Annotated in this window: 15 protein-coding genes; 8 read left to right on the top strand and 7 right to left on the bottom strand. The window is 77.2% G+C overall.

What is annotated here, in order from left to right; genetic code table 11:
* Positions 1 to 42: 42 nt before the first annotated feature.
* The 6 genes from D0Z06_RS08880 to D0Z06_RS08855 all read left to right on the top strand — a co-directional run bounded on the left by D0Z06_RS08880 (position 43) and on the right by D0Z06_RS08855 (position 6,065).
* A complete protein-coding gene (locus tag D0Z06_RS08880; protein ID WP_117377148.1) occupies positions 43 to 843 on the top strand; it encodes a TIGR03089 family protein in 801 nt (266 codons plus the stop codon).
* 42 nt (positions 844 to 885) lie between these two features.
* Positions 886 to 1,689 (top strand): CoA transferase subunit A, encoded by an 804-nt coding sequence (locus tag D0Z06_RS08875; RefSeq protein WP_117377016.1) that lies wholly within the window; start codon positions 886 to 888, stop codon positions 1,687 to 1,689.
* A 2-nt stretch (positions 1,690 to 1,691) separates the two neighbouring features.
* Positions 1,692 to 2,360: a CoA transferase subunit B gene (locus D0Z06_RS08870; RefSeq protein WP_117377015.1), complete on the top strand. Its 669-nt coding sequence runs from the start codon at positions 1,692 to 1,694 to the stop codon at positions 2,358 to 2,360.
* A gap of 158 nt (positions 2,361 to 2,518) precedes the next feature.
* The gene (locus D0Z06_RS08865; RefSeq protein WP_117377014.1) at positions 2,519 to 3,052 is read left to right on the top strand and encodes a hypothetical protein; all 534 of its coding nucleotides are present in this window, start codon (positions 2,519 to 2,521) and stop codon (positions 3,050 to 3,052) included.
* A complete protein-coding gene (locus tag D0Z06_RS08860) occupies positions 3,049 to 5,151 on the top strand; it encodes an LGFP repeat-containing protein (protein ID WP_117377013.1) in 2,103 nt (700 codons plus the stop codon). The genes D0Z06_RS08865 and D0Z06_RS08860 overlap by 4 nt, the downstream gene beginning before the upstream one ends.
* 92 nt (positions 5,152 to 5,243) lie before the next feature.
* Positions 5,244 to 6,065 carry a DUF1028 domain-containing protein gene (locus D0Z06_RS08855; protein WP_117377012.1) on the top strand — a complete coding sequence of 274 codons (822 nt, stop codon included), beginning with the start codon at positions 5,244 to 5,246 and terminating at the stop codon, positions 6,063 to 6,065.
* 58 nt (positions 6,066 to 6,123) lie between these two features.
* Here D0Z06_RS08855 and D0Z06_RS08850 read toward each other — a convergent pair whose 3' ends face one another.
* Together D0Z06_RS08850 and D0Z06_RS08845 are read right to left on the bottom strand one after the other, a co-directional pair.
* Positions 6,124 to 7,167 carry a decaprenyl-phosphate phosphoribosyltransferase gene (locus D0Z06_RS08850; RefSeq protein ID WP_233517544.1) on the bottom strand — a complete coding sequence of 348 codons (1,044 nt, stop codon included), beginning with the start codon at positions 7,165 to 7,167 and terminating at the stop codon, positions 6,124 to 6,126.
* A 116-nt stretch (positions 7,168 to 7,283) separates the two neighbouring features.
* Positions 7,284 to 10,415 carry an arabinosyltransferase domain-containing protein gene (locus tag D0Z06_RS08845; RefSeq protein ID WP_158579922.1) on the bottom strand — a complete coding sequence of 1,044 codons (3,132 nt, stop codon included), beginning with the start codon at positions 10,413 to 10,415 and terminating at the stop codon, positions 7,284 to 7,286.
* Positions 10,416 to 10,650: 235 nt separating this feature from the next.
* Here D0Z06_RS08845 and D0Z06_RS08840 point away from each other — a divergent pair, with 235 nt between their 5' ends.
* Positions 10,651 to 11,829 carry a hypothetical protein gene (locus D0Z06_RS08840; protein ID WP_147332005.1) on the top strand — a complete coding sequence of 393 codons (1,179 nt, stop codon included), beginning with the start codon at positions 10,651 to 10,653 and terminating at the stop codon, positions 11,827 to 11,829.
* Positions 11,826 to 12,941 (top strand): glycosyltransferase family 4 protein, encoded by a 1,116-nt coding sequence (locus D0Z06_RS08835; protein ID WP_117377009.1) that lies wholly within the window; start codon positions 11,826 to 11,828, stop codon positions 12,939 to 12,941. The genes D0Z06_RS08840 and D0Z06_RS08835 overlap by 4 nt, the downstream gene beginning before the upstream one ends.
* Positions 12,942 to 12,948: 7 nt before the next feature.
* Here the strand turns inward: D0Z06_RS08835 and D0Z06_RS08830 are convergent, their stop codons facing one another.
* From D0Z06_RS08830 to D0Z06_RS08810, 5 genes are read right to left on the bottom strand one after another with little or no spacing between them, the layout of a single operon-like run.
* A complete protein-coding gene (locus D0Z06_RS08830) occupies positions 12,949 to 14,406 on the bottom strand; it encodes an NADH-quinone oxidoreductase subunit N (RefSeq protein ID WP_117377008.1) in 1,458 nt (485 codons plus the stop codon).
* Entirely contained in the window at positions 14,403 to 15,980 is a 1,578-nt protein-coding gene (locus D0Z06_RS08825; protein ID WP_117377007.1) for a complex I subunit 4 family protein, read from the bottom strand. The genes D0Z06_RS08830 and D0Z06_RS08825 overlap by 4 nt, the downstream gene beginning before the upstream one ends.
* Positions 15,981 to 15,984: 4 nt before the next feature.
* Positions 15,985 to 17,925, bottom strand: a complete 1,941-nt coding sequence (locus D0Z06_RS08820) for a proton-conducting transporter transmembrane domain-containing protein (RefSeq protein ID WP_117377006.1) — start codon at positions 17,923 to 17,925, stop codon at positions 15,985 to 15,987.
* 54 nt (positions 17,926 to 17,979) lie between these two features.
* Positions 17,980 to 18,297 carry an NADH-quinone oxidoreductase subunit NuoK gene (locus D0Z06_RS08815; RefSeq protein ID WP_199522214.1) on the bottom strand — a complete coding sequence of 106 codons (318 nt, stop codon included), beginning with the start codon at positions 18,295 to 18,297 and terminating at the stop codon, positions 17,980 to 17,982.
* Positions 18,294 to 18,875: an NADH-quinone oxidoreductase subunit J gene (locus D0Z06_RS08810; RefSeq protein WP_117377005.1), complete on the bottom strand. Its 582-nt coding sequence runs from the start codon at positions 18,873 to 18,875 to the stop codon at positions 18,294 to 18,296. The genes D0Z06_RS08815 and D0Z06_RS08810 overlap by 4 nt, the downstream gene beginning before the upstream one ends.
* Position 18,876 lies beyond the last annotated feature (1 nt).

Below are 18,876 nucleotides of genomic sequence, written 5' to 3'. Positions count from 1 at the left end.
GTGCCGGCGGCCGGCGCCGTCCCGGCCTGCCAGGCTGGGGCCGTGCCACAGCCCGCCGCCCTCCCCGCGGACCTCCTCGCCCGGGCGCTGCGCCGCGACGCGGCCGCGCCCCTGCTCACCGACTACGACGACGCCGTCGGCTCGCGGGTCGAGCTGTCGGCGGCCACGCTGGCCAACTGGGTGGCCAAGACCGCCAACCTGCTCCAGGAGGAGTTCGACGTGGCGCCCGGCGGCACGGTGGCCGTCGCGCTGCCGGTGCACTGGCAGACGGCCGCGGTCCTGCTCGGCGTGTGGAGCTGCGGCGCCGCCGTGCTCGACACCGCGGCCGAGGACGACGGCCGGCTCGACGACGTCGCCGTCGTCCTCGCCGCGCAGGACCGGCTGGCCCCCCTGGAGGACGCCGGCGTCCCCGAGCTGCTCGGCCTCTCGCTGCACCCGCTCGGCGCGGGGATGACCGGCTACGCCGGGCCGGCGCGCGACTTCGCCCTCGAGGTCCGGGCCCACGGGGACGTCTTCACCCCGTGGCAGCCGGCGGCCGCCGGGGACCCCGGGCTGGTGACCGGCAGCCTGCAGCTGACCCTGGGCGGGCTGGTGGCGGCCGCGGAGGAGCTGGCCGGCCGGCTGGGCGTCGTCCCGGGCGACCGGCTGCTCGTGGACACCGCGACGGCGGCGGAGGCGGGGCCGGTCGCCTGGCTGCTCGCCCCGCTCGCGGCCGGGGCGTCGGTGGTCCTCGTCCGCGGCGCCGACCCGGCGCAGCTGCCCGCCCGTGCGGCCGGGGAACGGGTCACGGCTACGCTCGGCGCCACGATCGAGGGCATCCGCGAGCTGGGCCGCCCCGGCTGATCGAGCCGGCCCCAGCCCGCCCGGACGGACGGTGGTGCACGCGTGGACAAGGTGGTGGGCTCGGCGGCCGAGGTGGTCGCCGACATCGGGGACGGCGCGGTGCTCGCCGTCGGCGGCTTCGGGTTGTGCGGCGTACCGGTGGTCCTCATCGACGCCCTGCTGCAGCAGGGCGCGAAGGACCTCACGACCATCAGCAACAACTGCGGCGTCGACGACCAGGCGCTGGGCGTCCTGCTCTACGCCGGGCGGATCCGGCGCACGATCTCCTCGTTCGTGGGTGGCAACAAGGAGCTGGCCCGCCTGTACCTCTCCGGCCAGCTGGAGGTCGAGCTGACCCCGCAGGGCACGCTGGCCGAGCGGCTGCGCGCCGGCGGGGCGGGCATCCCGGCCTTCTACACCCCGACCGGCGTGGGCACGATGGTCGCCGACGGCGGCATCCCGGTGCGCTACGACGGCGAGGGGAACGTCGTCGAGACCTCCCGGCCCAAGGAGATCCGCGAGTTCGACGGCCGGCAGTACGTGCTGGAGACCGGCCTGACCGCCGACTTCGGGCTGGTGCGCGCCGCGGTGGGCGACCGGCACGGCAACCTCGTCTTCCACGAGTCGGCGATGAACTTCAACCCGCTGGCCGGGATGGCCGGCCGGGTCACGATCGCCGAGGTCGAGCGGCTGGTGGAGCCCGGCGAGATCACCCCCGAGCAGGTCCACCTGCCCGGGGTGTTCGTCGACCGCGTCGTGGAGGTCGGGCCTGAGGGCAAGTCCATCGAGAGGCGCACCACCCGCCCCCGCCCCGCGCCGGCCACCCCGGCCGCCGGCGGCGACGAGCTCACGACCGAGGGGAACTGACCATGACCCTGACCCGCGACCAGCTCGCCGCCCGCGTGGCCGCCGACCTCACCGACGGCGCCTACGTCAACCTGGGCATCGGCATGCCGACCCTCGTGCCCAACCACATCCCCGAGGACGTGCACGTGGTGCTGCACTCGGAGAACGGCATCCTCGGCGTCGGCCCCTACCCCTACGAGGGCGAGGAGGACCCCGACCTCATCAACGCCGGCAAGGAGACGGTGACGATCCTGCCGGGCGCGTCGTTCTTCGACTCGGCGACCAGCTTCGCCATGATCCGCGGCCGGCACCTCGACCTCGCCGTCCTCGGCGCGATGCAGGTCAACCCCCGCGGCGACCTGGCCAACTGGCTCATCCCCGGCAAGATGGTCAACGGCATGGGCGGCGCGATGGACCTCGTCCACGGCGCCCGCCGCGTGATCATCATGATGGAGCACGTCGCCCGCGACGGGTCCCCCAAGCTCGTCGAGGAGTGCACCCTGCCGCTGACCGGCAAGGGTTGCGTCGACCGCGTCATCACCGACCTCGCCGTCGTGGACGTCACGCCCGGCGGGTTCCTCCTCGTCGAGACCGCGCCCGGGGTGAGCCCCGAGGAGGTCGTGGAGAAGACCGGCGCCCCCCTGACCGTGCCCGACGACGTCCCCGGGATGCGCCTGCCGGCCGGCGTCTGACCAGGCGGGACGGCCTCGTCCGTCCCACTCCCATGTCGCTGCGGTGATCGGGCGACTCCGAGCAGTAACCTCCCTGCGACCACCGGTGGCCGGAACGGCCCCGGCAGCCCCCGCGGCCGCGCTCGCGGCCGCACGGGACAGCAGGAGTGGATACAGCCATGGCCCGGAGCCGCCGGATCGTCCTCGGCCTGGGCGCCGTCGCACTCGTCGCCGGCGCCGGCCTCGCCGTCAGCGGGGGGATGCGCCTCCCGGCGGCGGAGGTCCCGTCCGCCTCCGGGACGCCGACCCCCGAGGCCGCCGCCCCGGGCACCTACGGCGCGCCCGTGCCCGTCCGGCCCGAGCCGACCGCGGTCGCGACCGACGCCCCGGTGGTGGAGACCCCCGCCCCCGTCACCGGCGGGGACCTGGTCCTCACCTATGCCGGGTGGGCCGAGGTGGACGGCACCGTGGAGGCCGCCGGCTACGTCCCCGGTGTGGTCGAGGACACCGGCTCCTGCGTCCTCACGCTGTCCCGGGACGGGATCGCCGTCGAGACCTCCTCCCCCGCCTCGGCCGACGCCACGTCGACGGCCTGCTCGCTGCTCGCGGTCCCGGGTGACCAGCTCGCCCCCGGGACGTGGGACGGCAGCGTCGCCTACTCCTCGCCCACCTCCACCGCGGTCTCCGAACCGTTCGAGGTCGTCGTCCCGTGAGGCGCCTGCTCCGGCTGGCCGTCGGCCTCGTCGTGGCCGCGGCCGCGGTCGCCGTCCCCGTGCTCGGCCCGGACCCGGCCGGCACCACCCGGGCCGCCGACCTGCAGTACTTCGACCCCGGCAACATCATCAGCGACGCGGTCTTCTGGGACGCGCTGGCGATGGACGCCCCGGCGATCCAGGCCTTCCTCGAGGCGAAGGGGGCCCGCTGCGTCCGCGGCACCGACGGCAGCCCCTGCCTCAAGGACCACGTCCAGGACACCGTGACCCGGGCCGCGGACGACCTCTGCGACGGCTACCAGGGGGCCGCGCGGGAGAGCGCGGCGACGATCATCGCCAAGGTCGCCCGGTCCTGCTCCACCAACCCGCGGGTGCTGCTGGTCCTGCTGCAGAAGGAGCAGGGGCTCGTCACCGGGACCAACCCCAGCGCCACCCGCTACCAGAAGGCCACCGGCTTCGCCTGCCCGGATACCGCGCCCTGCGACCTGCTCTACGCGGGGTTCGTGAACCAGCTCTACAGCGCCGCCCGCCAGTACCAGCGCTACGCGGCCCAGCCGACCTCGTACGGCTACCGGGCCGGCCGGGTCAACTCGATCCTGTACCACCCGAAGGCGACGTGCGGGCGGTCGGACGTCTACATCGTCAACCAGGCCACCGCCGGGCTGTACAACTACACGCCCTACCGCCCCAACCAGGCCGCCCTCACGGCCGGGTACGGCACCGGGGACTCGTGCTCCTCGTACGGCAACCGCAACTTCTGGAACTACTTCACCGACTGGTTCGGCTCCACCCAGTCGGTCGGCGGCTCGGCCATCTGGACCCGCTACACCTCCTCGGGCGGCGCGACCGGCCCCCTCGGCGAGGTCTCCTCCGCGCTGGTCTGCGGGCTGCTGCACGGCGGGTGCTACCAGCGCTTCGCCGGCGGGTCGGTGTACTGGTCGCCGGGCAGCGGCGCGTGGATCGTCCCGGGCGGGCCCTTCCGGGACCGCTACCGCGCGCTCGGGTACGAGACCGCCGGGGTCGGCTACCCGCTGATGGACGTCGTCTGCGGGCTCGCCGGCGGCGGGTGCTACCAGATCTACCAGGGGGCGGCGCTCTACGCGGCCACGGCCGGGGGGCCCGCGTGGATGGTGCGCGGCGACATCCGCAAGCGCTGGGCCCGCACCGGCAGCGAGAACGGCCCGCTGGGCTACCCCACGGCCGACGAGTCCTGCGGGATGCGTGGCGGGGGCTGCCTGTCGCCGTTCGAGCACGGCGTCGTCGTCTGGACCGCGCAGAGCGGGGCCCGCGTGGTGTCCGGGGATATCGCCGAGCGCTGGCGGCTCCTCCGCCGGGAGGCCGGGCTGGGCTACCCGCTGCACGACACGATCTGCGGGCTGGCCGGCGGCGGGTGCTACCAGCAGTTCGAGCGCGGCTCGATCTACTGGAGCCCGGCCACCGGGGCGCACCCGGTCTACGGCGGGATCCGGACCGCCTGGCAGGCCGCCGGCGCCGAGTGGGGCGCCCTGGGCTACCCGCTCGGCGGCGAGACCTGCGGCCTGCCCTCGGGCGGCTGCCGGCAGGAGTTCAGCGGGGGCACGATCTCCTGGACCGGCAGCCGGGCATTCGTGCTCCGCGGACCGGTCCGCGACCGCTGGCGCGCCCTGGGCGCCGAGGGCGGCCTGCTGGGCTACCCGACGACCGACACCCGGTGCGGGCTCGCCGACGGCGGCTGCTACCAGGTGTTCGACGGCGGGTCGGTCTACTGGACCGAGCGGACCGGCGCCCAGGTGGTCCGCGGCGGCATCCGGACCGCGTGGGTCGCCACCGGCTGGGAGTGGGGCACCCTCGGGTACCCGACCGGCGAGGAGGCGTACGGCCTGCCCGGGGGCGGCTCGTCCCAGTCCTTCGTGCGCGGCACCGTGCTGTGGTCCCCCGCGACCGGGGCGCAGCCGGTCACCGCCCCGTTCCTCGAGGCCTGGACCGCGGCCGGCGGGGTCTCCGGCCCGCTGGGCTACCCGCTCGAGCCCGCGCGGACCGTGGAGGGCGGCCTGCGGCAGCGCTTCCAGGGCGGCACGCTGACCTACTCGCGCGCGAGCGGGCAGGTCACCGGCCCCTAGGCTCGGGGCGTGAGCGCCGGACCCCCCGCCACCGTCGTGCACCGGCGATCCGGGGCGCTGGTCGTGCACCGGCGACCCGGGGCGCCGGCGGCGTGACCTTCTCCGTCGTCGCCCGGGACCCGGCGACCGGGGAGCTGGGCATCGCCGTCTCCTCGTGCATCCTCGCCGTCGGCCGGGCCGTGCCCGGCGCGCGGCCCGGCGTGGGGGTGGTCGCCGTCCAGGCACGCAGCCGGCGGGGCCTCGGGGGCAGCCTGCTGGCCGGGCTGGAGGCGGGCCGGCAGCCCGCGGAGCTGGTCCGGGCGGCGGCGCACGCGGCCGAGGACGTCGACCGGCAGATCGCCGTCCTCGACGCCACCGGCGCCGTCGCGGCGGACACCGGGCGCGGGTCGTTCCCGGTCAGCGGCCACCTGCTCGGGGACCAGGTGGGCGTGCAGGGCAACATGCTGGCCTCGGCCGAGGTGCTGCCCGCGATGCTGCGGGCCTGGACCGCCGCGCCCGGGGACCTGGCCGACCGGTTGCTCGCCGCGCTGACCGCCGGTCAGGACGCCGGGGGCGACGTGCGCGGCCGGCAGTCGGCGGCGCTGCTCGTGGTCAGCGGCGAGCCGGCCGGCGAGGAGGACGACGGGATCCGCATCGACCTGCGGGTCGACGACTCGGGCGACCCGGTGGCCCAGCTGCGGATGCTGCGCAACCTGCACCGGGCCTACGACGAGGGCGACTACGAGCACCTGGCGCTGTTCGCCCCCGAGGGCGCCCGGGACCTCTACGCCGCGCTGGCCGCCTCCCGCCGGGGTGACCGGGCCGCGGCGCGGGCGGCGCTGGAGGCACTGCGGGACCGGCCCGGCTGGTCGGCCTGGCTGGCCGCGATGGCCGGCGACCGGCGGCTCGCGGCGGTGTCCCGGCTGCTCGGCTGACCCGGGCCCCGGGCCCCGGTAGCCTTCCCCCGCACGCTCCCCGCGGCGCCCGAGGTGGTCAGCCGGTGAAGACGCCCAGGCAGACGAGGACGGCCCACACCGTCCCGAGCCCGAGCAGCACCCGGTCGCGCAGCACGATCTCCTCCGGCGCCCCGGCCTCGCCGCGGTCGACGTCCACGGCGTAGCGCAGCAGGGCGAGCACGAACGGCGCGATGGAGATCGTCTGCCAGGGGAACCCGGCCGAGTCCTCCCGGAGCTCGAAGGCCCACAGCGAGTAGGCCGTGCAGGTCACGCCGGCCGAGAGGCTCCACACGAACCGCAGGTAGCTGGCCGAGTACTCCTTCAGCGAGCGCCGGGTGGCGGCCTGCTCCCCCACCGCGACCAGCTCGGCGTACCGCTTGCCGGCCACCATGAACAGCGCCCCGAAGGCGGCCACCAGCAGGAACCACTGGGACAGCGCGATGCCGGCGGCGGCGCCACCGGCCACCCCGCGGAGCAGGAAGCCGGAGGCGACGACGGCGAGGTCGATGACCGGCTGGTCCTTGAGGAAGTAGGCGTAGGCCAGGGAGATGCCGGCGTAGCTGCCCAGCACGGCCGCGAGCGCGGGGCGGGTGAGCAGCACCGCCGCGACCAGCGCGCCGGCGAGGAGCAGCACCCCGGCGACCACGGCCACCGGCGGCGGCAGCACCCCGGCCGCGACCGGCCGGAACCGCTTCACCGGGTGCCGGCGGTCCTCCTCCACATCACGGACGTCGTTGAGCAGGTACACCCCGCTGGCCACCAGGCAGAACAGCCCGAAGGCGACCAGGGTCGGGAGCAGGACGTCGGGGTCGAGGATGGAGCCGGCCGCCAGGGGTGCGGCGAAGACCAGCACGTTCTTGACCCACTGCCGCGGCCGCATGGTGCGCACCAGCCCGCCGAGCACGCCGGCGGTGGTGCGGGGCGCCGGCGGGGCGGCGGCCGGGGCGGGGGTCGGGGCGGCGGCGGGGGCCGCCGGGTCCACGACGACGTTGCCCCGGTAGCGCACCGTCCCGCCCCCGTCGGCCCGGGTGCCGCCGTCGTGGCGCACCGCGGTGCTGCGGGTCTCCCCCTCGACGTCCACTGGCCCTCCTGTCGTCTCCCGGGTCGCGGGCCGCGGCGCGGCCCCCGCCGAGCCTCCCCGTCGCGGGCCGCCGACGCCAGTGGACCGGGTGCCGCGTGGGCGAGGACACGCCCGGCTCACCCGGTCGGCGGACCCGACCAGCCTCCCCGCGTGGCCCGGTCGACGGTCAGGTCGTAGCCGCCGGTCGGGTAGGGCAGGTCGAACTCGAACACCTGCACGTCCCGGACGTCGGGCCAGGCGGGGAACCGGGTGGGCAGCTCGGTCACCCCGGAGGTGCGCTGCACCGGCGCGAACAGCCCCCCGCGCGGCACCTGCCAGGTGTTGTCCGCGAGGCCCCAGCCGCCCGGGCCGGGGCGCCACACGACGCCGTGGGTGACCGGCTCGGTGATGCCGAGCCGGATCCCGGGCTGCCGCTGGCAGGGGAAGAGGAAGGCGATCTGCCAGGCGGTCGCCACCGCGGCGTCCTCGGGCAGGTACTGCCCGAGCGGCACCGCCGGCGCCAGCACCGGGGCGGCGAAGGCCAGCCAGCCGCCGGCTCCGCCCGACCGGTCCTCGGCCACCAGGCGGACCAGGTCCGCGGCGCCGGCGCCGGCGGCCGCGGGGTCGAGGACGAAGCTGCGCCAGGCCGTCGAGCCGACCGCGTCGGTGAGCTCCTGCGCGCCGGTGACCCGGGGCGTCCCGCCGGGGCCGGTGACCGCGTACTCGGCCTGCAGCCCGTTGCCGCCGGCGAGCTGCCCGGCCGCCAGGACGACCGGGGCCTCCCCCTCCGCGCCGGCGGGCAGCTCGTACCACCCGGTGGTGAGCGTGCCGGTGGTGTCCTCCTCCGCCGGGCCGGTGAGGCTGCCCCAGACCTGCGGCGCCGCACCGCCGCCCGCCCCGCCGTCCGCCCACGGCGGCGGGCTCACCCCGAACCACCCGGCGCCGGTGGCGAACGCCTCCGGCGGGACGGCCTCCGGCGCGGCGTCGCCGGCGACCTGCGACGCCGCGGGCAGGGGGTCGCCGGCGGTCACGTCGTGGACCTCGATCCCGCTCGCGGCCGCGCAGTCGGTCGCGAGCGGGTCGGTGACGGCGTCGGCCCAGGGCGACCAGCCGTCGAGGGTGGTGAGCGTGGCGTAGGAGAAGCTGCCCAGCAGGTAGGTCAGCGACGTCCCGAGGAAGACGAGGACGGCGACCGGCACGGCGACCCAGGTGCGGTCCGCGGTCCGGCCGGTGCGTCGGCGCAGCAGGGTCAGCGCGCCCAGCACCGCGAGGACGACCAGCGCCCACACCACCGGGCTGCCCAGCTCGACCGGGCCCAGGTAGGGCGCCACCATGGGCTGCGGCATCCCCGGCAGCCAGCTGTACGCCCACTGGTTGGGGCCGCGGAACGCCAGCGCGCAGACCAGCACCAGCGACCCGAGGACGGCGACCCGCGCGCCGATCCCGGCCGGGCGGTCCCGGGTCACCCGGCGGACCAGCCAGGGCAGCGAGACCAGGAAGAGCCCGAGGAACGCCGGGCCCACGCCGGCCAGGGCGCCGAAGTGGTGGGTCCACTTGCTGGGGGTGATCCACAGCAGCAGGAACGCCGCCCCGAGCGAGGAGCCGGCGAGCAGCAGCGGCAGCGGCACCGCGACGTCGCGGACCCGCGCGGCGACGGCCAGGGCGAGGAACCACACGAGGGCCAGCAGACCGAGCAGGACGGCGGTCCGGCGGGCGTAGGAGCCCATCGGGATCTCGCTGAGCAGGAAGGCGTAGCGCTGGAACTCGTCGTACCAGGCGTCCTGCTCCTGCACCGACAGGAAGATCTCCTGCCCGCGGAGGAAGTCGTTGAGCGTGCCGTCGGCGAAGGCGGCCACGGCGGCCAGGGCCCCGGGCGCGACGAGCAGCGCGGTGCGGGTCAGCGCGGTCAGCCGGTCGGCGCCCTCGCGGACCAGCCCGGCCAGCCGGGGCAGGGCCACCAGCACCGGGCCGAGGGCCGCCAGGCCGGTCGGGTGGCAGGCGGCGGCCAGCGCGGCCGCGGCGAAGCCCAGGCCCACCGGCAGCAGCCGGCGGCGGCGCAGTCCGGTGACCACGCCGGTCAGCGCCGCCAGCGCGAGCACCCCGACGATCGCCTCCGGGCGCACGCCCATCCCGTAGGGCAGCCACCAGGCGAGGAAGGTGGCCCCGGTGAGGACGACCGCGGCCGCGGGGCCGCCGCGGCCGTCCCGGACGGCGGCCGGCAGCGCCCCCGGGCGGCTGACGTAGCGGCGCAGCAGGACCCAGGTCAGCAGGCCGACGACCAGGGCCGGGACGCGCAGCACGACCGGGCTGTCACCGACCTCCTGCCACCAGCCCAGCGCCCGGTAGAACCAGGTGAACGGCGTGAAGGACTGGTTGAGCAGCTGGTAGTAGTTGCCGACCTGGCCCTCGACCCCGGCGTTGCGGGCCATCGCGGCGTAGTAGCCGTCGTCGTCGGAGGCGGGGGCGAGGAACCACCACAGGAGCACCGCACCGACGACCAGGGCGTCGACGACGGCGCCGGGCCACCCGGCCCGCGCCGGCCGGCCGGGGTCGGGCTCGGGCGGGCCGCGGCGGCGGTCGGCCCGGGCGAGCAGCAGCAGGCAGGCCAGCGCGGCGGCGGTGACGGTGACCGACAGGGCCAGCTTGGCCGCGGTCGGGGTGGTGTTGAACTGGGCGTCGACCTCCAGCACGACCCGCAGGTCGCCGTCCCCCGGCAGCGCGGCGACCCCGGTGGCCAGGACGTCGACGTCCGGCCGCACGTCCTCGTCCACCGACGCGAGCACCGTGCCGTCGCGCTCCAGGAGAGCGCCCTCGCCGTCCACGCGGAGCCGGTGGGTGCAGTCGCCGGCCGGGACCGGGGCGTCGAGCAGCGGGACGCCGCGCAGCAGCACGCCCAGCCGGCCGTCCCGCGCGGTGACCAGCAGCCCCTCGGTGTCGGCGGCCGGCTGGCCCGGGACGAGGGTCGACAGCAGCAGGCCGTCCCCGGTCTCCCCGGCGGCGCGCACCGCGGCGCAGCTGAACCGCACGTCGAGGGCGCGCGGCGTCTGGTTGGTCAGCTCGAGCATCGTCGAGGTGGGGCGGGTGGGCTCCTGCGGCCAGCTCACCGTCGGCAGGGCCATGCGCACCGGCGCCAGCGGGAGCAGCACCGCGCCGAGGACGGCGACCAGCGCCACCAGCAGCGGCAGCAGGGAGCGGACGCGGCCGCGGCGGCCGGCCGGCGCCGGGTCCGGGGCCCGCTCACCCGCCCGCGCCGGGTCGATCACGTCCACGCGCGCCCGTCCTCCCCGTTCCCCGTCCCTGCCCGCCACCCTGTCGTCCCGCCCCGGCGCGCGCCGCTACCGTGGTCGCCGTGGGAACCGGGCACCAGCGGCACCGAGGCGCGCACGAGGCCGGGTCCTGAGCCGCCGGAGCCCGCGGCTGGCGTTCTCGCTCAGCTGGGTCGCGGCCTGCATCGTCGTCTCGGGCATTCTCACCTACCTCTACCTTGCCGTGGTCGCCCGGGCGGTGCCAGCACCCGAGTACGCCGTCTTCGGCGCCTTCTGGTCGGTGGCCCTGGTGATCGGGCTGGGGGCCTTCCTGCCCCTCGAGCTGGAGCTCGCCCGCGTCGTGCACCTGCGCCCGGACGGCGCACCGCTGCCGCCGGGCACGGTCCGGGCAGCCGCGGGCGTGACCGGTCTCACGCTGCTGGTGCTGCTCGCCGGCTGGCCGCTGCTCGGTCCGGTGCTCGGCGGCAGCCCGGCCCTGCTAGGGGCGCTCGTGGTGCTGGTGCTCGCGTCGGGGCCGCAGTTCGTGCTCCGCGGGCTCCTGCTCGGGCGCGGCCGGCTGCTGGCGCACGGCGTCGTCCTGCTGCTCGACGCGCTCGTGCGCTGCCTGCTCGCCGGGGTCGTCGTCGTCCTCGGCCCCGCCGGCACCGCCGCGGACCTCGGCTGGACGCTGGTCGCCGCCGTCGTGCTCGCCCACGTCCCGCTGCTGGCGTGGCTCCTGCGCCGCGGGCGCTCCGGCGCCCCGGACCCGGGGCCGCCGGTGCAGGCCGCCGCGATCGGCCACCTCCTGGTGGGCACGCTCTGCGGGCAGGCGCTGCTCAACGCCGCCCCGGTCCTGGTCACGGCGGCGGCCGCCGGGCCGGACGAGCGGGTCCTGGCCGCCCAGTTCGTGGCCGGCTTCACCCTGGTGCGGCTGCCGCTGTTCGTCGCCGTCCCGCTGCAGGGCGCCCTGGTGCCGGCGCTGACCGGGGCCGCCGAGGTCCCCGGTGGCGTCCGCCGGCTCGCGCTGCGCACGGCGGGGGCGGTCGCCGGGCTGGCCGCCGCCGGGGCCCTGCTGGGGTGGGTCGCCGGCCCGCTGCTGGTCCGGCTGCTCTTCGGCGACCGCTACGTCCTCGACGGCGGGGCCATGGCCCTGCTGGCGGCCGGCAGCGGGCTCTACCTCGGCCTGCTGGTGACCGCCCAGGCGCTGCTGGCCGCCGCGCGGCACCGCGACGTCGCGCTCACCTGGACGGCGGGGCTGGCCGTGGCCGCGGTCGTGTTCGCCGCCGTCCCGGGGCTGGTCCCGCGCGCGGGCCTGGCGTTCGCGATCGGCTCCGGGGCGGCCTTCGTGGTCAGCCTCGCCCTGCTGCTGCGCCGCCCGCCGGTCCCTGCCCGCAGCCCCGCCGCCGCCGGCGCCGACCCGAACGGAGACCGGGGATGACCCCGACGCTGGACCTGCTCGTCGCCCTGGACTACTACGCGCCCTACGTCAGCGGGCTGACCAACGTCGCGCGGGACGTCGCCGAGGGCCTGGCCGCCCGCGGGCACCGGGTGCGGGTGGTGACCAGCCGGCACGACCGCGACCTGCCCGAGCGGGAGGAGCTGCGGGGGGTGGAGGTCGACCGGGCGCCGGTCGTGGCCCGCCTCGGCAAGGGCGTGCTCAGCCCCGCGCTGGTCGGCCGGGTGCGGGCCGCGGCGCGCACCGCCTCGGTGACCAACCTGCACCTGCCGATGCCCGAGTCCGGGCTGCTGACCGGGGCCGGGCGACTGGTGACGACCTACCACTGCGACGTCAGCCTGCCGCCGGGGGCGCTCAACCGGGTGCAGACCCTCGGCGTCGACGCGGCCAGCCGGCGCACCCTGCGGCGCAGCGACCGGGTCGTCGTGTCCAGCGACGACTACGCGCGGCACAGCCGGCTGTGGCCGGCCATGGCCGGGCGGACGGCGGCGATCCCCCCGCCCTGCCGGGAGCGGCCGGCCGGCACCCCGCGGTTCCGGGAGGGCGACGGGCTGCACGTGGGATTCCTCGGCCGGATCGTCGAGGAGAAGGGGCTGCAGCACCTGGTGCGGGCCTTCCGGGCGCTCGACGACCCCGACGCGCGGCTGCTCATCGGCGGTGACTTCGCCGAGGTGGCCGGCGGGTCGGTGGTCGAGGAGGTGCGCCGGGTCGTCGACGGCGACCCGCGCGTCCGGCTGCTCGGGTTCCTCACCGACGACGGGATCGCCGACCTGTACGCCTCGCTCGACGTGTTCACGCTGCCGTCGGTCAACGCCTTCGAGGCCTTCGGCATCGTGCAGGTGGAGGCGATGATGGCCGGGGTCCCGGTGCTGGCCAGCGACCTGCCGGGGGTGCGGACACCGGTGCAGGAGACCGGCTTCGGCGTCGTCGTCCCCCCGCGGGACGTCGGCGCGATCGCCGACGGGCTGCGTCGGCTGGCCGCCGAGCCCCCCGACCCGGAGCGCGGGCGGGCGCGGGCCCGGGAGCGGTACGCGCTGGGCACGGTGCTCGACGCCTACGAGGCGCTGTTCCTCGAGGTGGCCGGCCGGGCCTGACCGGCCGTCACGCCACGACCGCGAGCCAGCCGCCGGCGGCCAGGCCGAGGGCCAGCGACCCGGCCGCCGCGGCGTGCAGCACCCCCACCGGCAGTCCTGGCCGGATCCGCTGGGCCGTGCCGGCGGCGGTCCGGGGCCCGCTGCCCGGGCCGGGCTCCCCCACCCCGGGCGCCGCCGCGACGCCGGCGAAGGCGGGGGCGAACCAGCGCAGGTAGTAGAAGAGGCTGGCCACGGTGTTCACCGCCGCGAGCACCACCAGCCAGGCCAGGCCGCCGTCCCACGCCGCCGCGAAGACCGCCAGCTTGCCGACGAACACCGCCGTCGGCGGGGTCCCGACCAGGCCGAGCAGGCAGACGACGAGGCTGACCACCAGCCAGCGGTGCCGCCCCACGGCGGTCGCCCAGTCGGTGATCGTGCGCGCCGCCGGGGCCGCCGCCACCGCGGCGAAGGCGCCCACGTTCGTGACCGCGTAGCCGGCCAGGTAGACCGCCAGGGCACCCGGGGCGAGGGCGGAGCGCCCGGCGACGGCCACCACCATGAACAGGTAGCCGACCTGGCTGACCGTCGAGTAGGCCAGCAGGCGCAGCAGGTGGGTCTGGGCGAGGGCGGCCAGGTTGCCCAGGGTCATGCTCGCCGCGGCGACGACCGCCACCACCAGCGGCACGTCGACCGGCGCCCCGGCCAGCGGCTCGTCGACCAGCCGGTAGGCCGCCGCCACCGCGCCGATCTTGGGCACGGTGGTCAGGTAGGCCGCGACGGCCGGCGGCGTCCCCGCCGCCACGTCCGGCACCCAGAAGTGCACGGGGACGGCGCCGGCCTTGAAGCCCACCCCGGCGAGCACGCCGAGCACGCCGACGGCCACCAGCGCCGGCGAGGCGCCCGGCAGCGCCCCGGCCAGGTGCTCGTAGCCGCCGGCCCCGCCGGCCAGCACCAGGCCGGCCACGCCGAGCAGCAGGAGGACCCCGGAGAAGGCGCCGAACAGGTAGTACTTCATCGCCGCCTCGACGCCGGGCGCGTCCTTTGCGAAGCCGGCGAGCGCGTACAGCGGCACGCTGGCCAGCAGGTAGCCCGCGACGAGCAGCAGCAGGTCCCCCGCCCCGGCCAGGGCGACCGCGCCCAGGCCGCCGAGCACCATGAGCACCCAGGCCTCGGTCTCCCGCGGGTGGCCGGCCAGCGTCGGCACGGCCAGCCACACCAGCACCGGGACGGCGAGGGCGACGACCACCCGGACCACCCCGGTGGTGGTGTCGACCACCCACACGCCGTCGAAGACCCGCTCGCCCGGGCCGGGCAGCCGCGCGGCCGCCACCGCGGCCGCGGCCAGGCAGGCCGCCGTCACCACCCAGCGCACCCGGGCCTGGCGGTGCTGGGGGGTCCACAGGCCCACGAGCAGCCCGGCGACGGCGCCCAACAGGAGCAGACCCTCCGGCAGGAGGGCGCCCCACTGCTCGCCGCCGCCGCTCACCGGCCCACCAGCTCCACCACCGCGGCGGCGGCCGGCTCGATGACGTCGAGCAGCACCCACGGGAGCAGCCCGAGGACGACCGAGAGGGCGAGCAGCGGCACGATCGCGAGGAGCTCGGGCGCGCGCAGGTCGGCCACCCGCACCGCGGTGCGCTCCCGCACGGCGGTGGCACCCTCGCCCCCGCCGGCCGGTTCCGGCCCTCGGCCGGGCGACGGCGCGGTGGTCTCCCCGGTGAGCAGCCGCTGCAGCGCGAGCAGGAACAGCCCGGCGGTGACCAGGATGCCGAGGACGGCGATCACCGTCGCGACCGGCGCCGCCTCCAGGGCTCCGGTGAAGACCTGGAACTCGGCGACGAACCCGGACAGGCCCGGCAGCCCGAGCGAGCCGAACGCGGCGACCGCGAGCGCCGCGGCGAACAGCGGGGCCGGGCGGGCCAGCCCGCCCCAGCGGTCGAAGGCGTAGGTGTGCCCGCGCGACCACAGCACGCCGGCCAGCAGGAACAGCGCGCCGGTGAGCAGGCCGTGGCTGACCATCTGGTAGACCGCGCCCACGGTGGCCACCGTCCGCGCCCCCTCGTCGGCGGCGGCCACCATGCCGGCGGCGCCGAGGCCGAGCAGCACGTACCCCATGTGGTTGACCGAGGTGTAGGCGATCATCCGCTTCACGTCGGTCTGCGCGAGGGCGACCAGCGCGCCCCACAGGACGCTGACCACGCCGAACACCACGACGACGGTCGCCCAGCGCTGCCAGGCCTCCGGGAGGATCGGCATGGCGATCCGCACGAAGCCGTAGGTGCCGAGCTTGAGCAGCACCCCGGCGAGGACGGCCGACCCGGTGGCGGGGGCGTCGGTGTGCGCGTCGGGCAGCCAGGTGTGGAACGGGAACAGCGGGGTCTTCACCGCCAGGCCCAGCCCGATCGCCAGCAGCACGAGGCCGCCGGCGACGGGGGATCCGGCCAGCGGCGGGTCGGCGGCCAGCGCCACCATGTCGAAGGTGCGCGGCTCGCTGCCGAGGAACAGGCCGATGAAGCCGACCAGCAGGGCCAGCGAGCCGACGAAGGTGTAGAGGAAGAACGTCAGCGCGCTGCGCCGCGCGTCGCCGTGCCCCCACCCGGCGATGACGAAGTACATCCCGACGATGGTGAGGTCGAAGAAGACGAAGAACAGGATGAGGTCGAGCGCGGCGAAGGTGCCCAGGCAGGCGGTCTGCAGGAAGAGGAACAGGGCCGCGTAGGTCCGCGGCCGGTCGGTCTCCCGCAGCGAGTAGACCGCGCAGGCGAGGAACAGCACGCCGGTGAGCGCCATGAGCGGCAGCGACAGCCCGTCGGCACCGACGTGGTAGCCCGCGTCGACGGTCGGGATCCACCGCAGGTCCACCTCGGAGGCGAACCCGTTCACGACGCCGGAGGCACCGGTGCCCGGCTCGAAACGCCACCACAGCCAGGCGACGAGCGCGAGGTCGACGGCCGAGGCCACCACCCACACCGCGCTCGCCGTCCGGCCGGGCAGGCCGCGGGCGGCGGCGAGCACGGCAGCCACGGCGAGCGGCATGAAGATCACGACGGTCAGGAGCACCGGGTCACCTCGCGACGAGCAGCAGGAGGAGCAGGACGCCCAGGCCGGCGGCGGCCTGGGCGTAGTACTGGTGCAGCAGGCCGGTCTGCGGGCGGCGGGCGGCCGTCCCGGCCCGCCGCACCGCCCGGGCGGTGGCGCGGACGGCGCCGTCGACCAGGCCGCCGTCGGCGCGGGCGGAGCCGTCGGCCGCCCGGCGGGTCGCCCGGGCGACCCCGGTGACCGCCCGGTCCAGGACGCCGTCGTCGGCCCGGGCGACCGCGGCGGCCAGCCGGCGGACGCCCCCGGCCGCCGCGTGCACCGCCCGGTCGAGGCCGCGGTCGTCGGCCACGGCCAGTGCTCGGGCCAGCGCGAGGCCCGGCCGCGGGGTGAGCAGCCGGCCCAGCCCTGCCCAGCGGTGCAGCGGGCCGCGCTCGGCGGCGCGGACCAGCCCGGGGCGCACCCGCACGACCAGCACGGTGCCGGCGAGCGCGGCGACGGCCAGTGCACCCGACAGGACGAGCGCGCCTCCCGTCGGGGCGGGCTCCCCCTCGGCGCCGAGCAGCCGGCGCAGCGCCTCGGCGACCGCGGGCAGCGCGAGCACCCCCAGCCCGGCGGCGGGCACGGCGAACGCGGCGGCGACCGCGGTCGTGGCCGCGGGCACCCGGCGGGTCCCCGGCTCCTCGCTGTCGAAGGCCTCCTCCCCGCCGGGCCGGGCGAGCACCACGGCCAGCAGCCGGCCGGAGTAGCCGGCGGCCACGACCGCCGCGGCCAGGCCCACCGCGTGCAGCGCGGTGCTCTCCACCCCGGCCAGGACCTCGTCCTTGCTCGCCCACAGCGACAGCGGCGGGACCCCGGCCAGCGCGAGCGCGGCCACGGTCACCGCGGCCCCGACCCCCGGGTACCGGCGCGCGGCGCCGCGCAGCCCCGCCAGCTCCCGGGTGCCCAGGGCGGTCAGCCACGCCCCGGCGGCGACGAACAGGCCGGCCTTGACCGCGGCGTGCGCGACGAGCTGGGCGGTGCCGCCGGCCGTGGCGCCGGCCCCGGCGGCCAGCACCACGAAACCGATCTGGGCGGCGGTGCTGGCCGCCAGCAGCTGCTTGACGTCGGTCTGCGCCAGCGCGACCAGCCCGAGCACGAGCGCGGTGAGCGCGCCGGCCCAGGCGGCCGCGGTCGCCGCCCAGCCGGTCCCGGCCAGCAGCGGGTGCAGCCGGAGCAGCAGGTAGCCACCGGCCGCCACCATCGTGGCCGAGTGCAGCAGGGCGCTCACCGGGCTCGGCCCCTGCATCGCACTGGACAGCCAGGCCGAGAACGGCAGCTGCGCGGACTTGCCGAGCGCGGCGACCAGGACGCCGGCCGCGGCCAGGTCGGCCCAGCCGCCGGCGGCGGCGCGGAGGTCGGGCAGCGCCAGGCTGCCGGTCGCCGCCAGGGCCGCCCCGGCGGCGACGTAGAGCCCGAGGTCGGCGGCGCGCGTGGTCAGGAAGGCCACGGTGCCGGCCGCGAGCTTGCCCGGCTCGTCCCAGCGGAAGCCGATCAGCGCGTAGGACGTCGCCCCCATGACCTCCCACGCCAGGAGCAGCGCCGGCAGCGTGGCCGCGGTGACCGTGACCAGCATGGCGGCGACGAACAGCAGCAGGAGGCCGGCGAACCGGGCCCGGGCGGTGTCGCGGGGCAGGCCGGCGGCGGCGAACACCGTGACCGGCAGGGCGACCGCCGCCACCAGGACGACGAGGACGGCCGACAGCCCGTCGACGACCAGCCGCAGGTCCCCGCCCTCGACGGTGGTGAGGAACGGGGCGGAGAGCTCCGGCCGGCCCGCCGCGGCCGCGGCGGCCAGCACCAGGGTCGCGGCGGTCACCGCCACGGCCACCGGCGCGGCGGCCCGGTCGGCGCGCCGTCCGCAGAGCAGCAGCGCGGCACCGGCGACGGTGGGCAGCCCCGTCAGCGCGGCGAGGACGGCGGCGCTCACCCGCGCGGCTCCGCGGCCGTGCCGGTCACCCGCGCAGCTCCGCGGCCGTGCCGGTCATCCGCGCAGGTCCGCGGCCATGTCGATCATCTCGACCTGCCGCGACCGGTACAGCGCGATCGTGACCGCGAAGCCCATGGCCATCTCCACGGCCATGACCACGAGCACGACGACGACCAGCACCTGGGCGTCGGGCAGCCCGGGGGCGAGGAAGTACCAGGCCGCGCCCCCGGCCAGCAGCACCCCGTTCAGGACCAGCTCGAGGCCCATCATGACCATGACCACCGTCTGCTGGGAGAGGGCGCCGAACAGCCCGACCCCCACCAGGCCGGCGGCGACGGTCAGCACCACCTGGAGCACCACCTCCGCGCTCACCGGGCCAGCCCCCCGCGCACGGGGTCGGCGGGCCGGTGGGCGGTGAGGTCGGGGCCGAAGCGGTCGTAGCGCCCGCGGGCGGTGGCCAGGAGCGTGCCGGCCAGGATCGTGGCGAACAGCGCGACGCCGATCCCCAGCATGACCAGCATGTGGCTGCCCATGAGCGCTTCGCCGAGCTGGCGGGTGGGGTCGGCGGGCACCGCCGTCCGCCGCACGGGCCAGTCGACCAGCCAGATCCCGGCGGTCAGGACGACGAACGCCCCCGCGCCGACCACCGCCGACCCCCTGGTGTTGTGCACCATCGACATCGGCACGAGGCCGGCCGGGTTCATCATGAAAGCGATCATGAAGACGGCCATGATCGCCATCTCGATCGTCATCATCAGCGCGGTCACCACCGCGAGGTAGGCCAGGTCGAGGGCGAGGAGCACCGCGGCGACGGCCAGGAACGAGCCCAGCAGCGCGAAGGTGGCCCGGGCCATCGAGTCCACGACGAAGACCGCGACCCCGGAGGCCACCGAGAGCACCCCGAGCACCGCGGCGGCGGCCAGCAGCCACCCGGTCGATGCGGTCAGCACG

This window comes from Geodermatophilus marinus (assembly GCF_003428645.1).
In the GTDB taxonomy this organism is placed as follows: domain Bacteria; phylum Actinomycetota; class Actinomycetes; order Mycobacteriales; family Geodermatophilaceae; genus Geodermatophilus.
This window is presented reverse-complemented; position numbering and strand designations above follow the sequence as displayed.

Bases quoted from the DNA above. Each gene is read 5' to 3' on its own strand.
- D0Z06_RS08870 (WP_117377015.1), top strand. From the start codon at position 1,692: ATGACCCTGACCCGCGACCAGCTCGCCGCCCGCGTGGCCGCCGACCTC.
- D0Z06_RS08865 (WP_117377014.1), top strand. From the start codon at position 2,519: ATGGCCCGGAGCCGCCGGATCGTCCTCGGCCTGGGCGCCGTCGCACTC.
- D0Z06_RS08835 (WP_117377009.1), top strand. From the start codon at position 11,826: ATGACCCCGACGCTGGACCTGCTCGTCGCCCTGGACTACTACGCGCCC.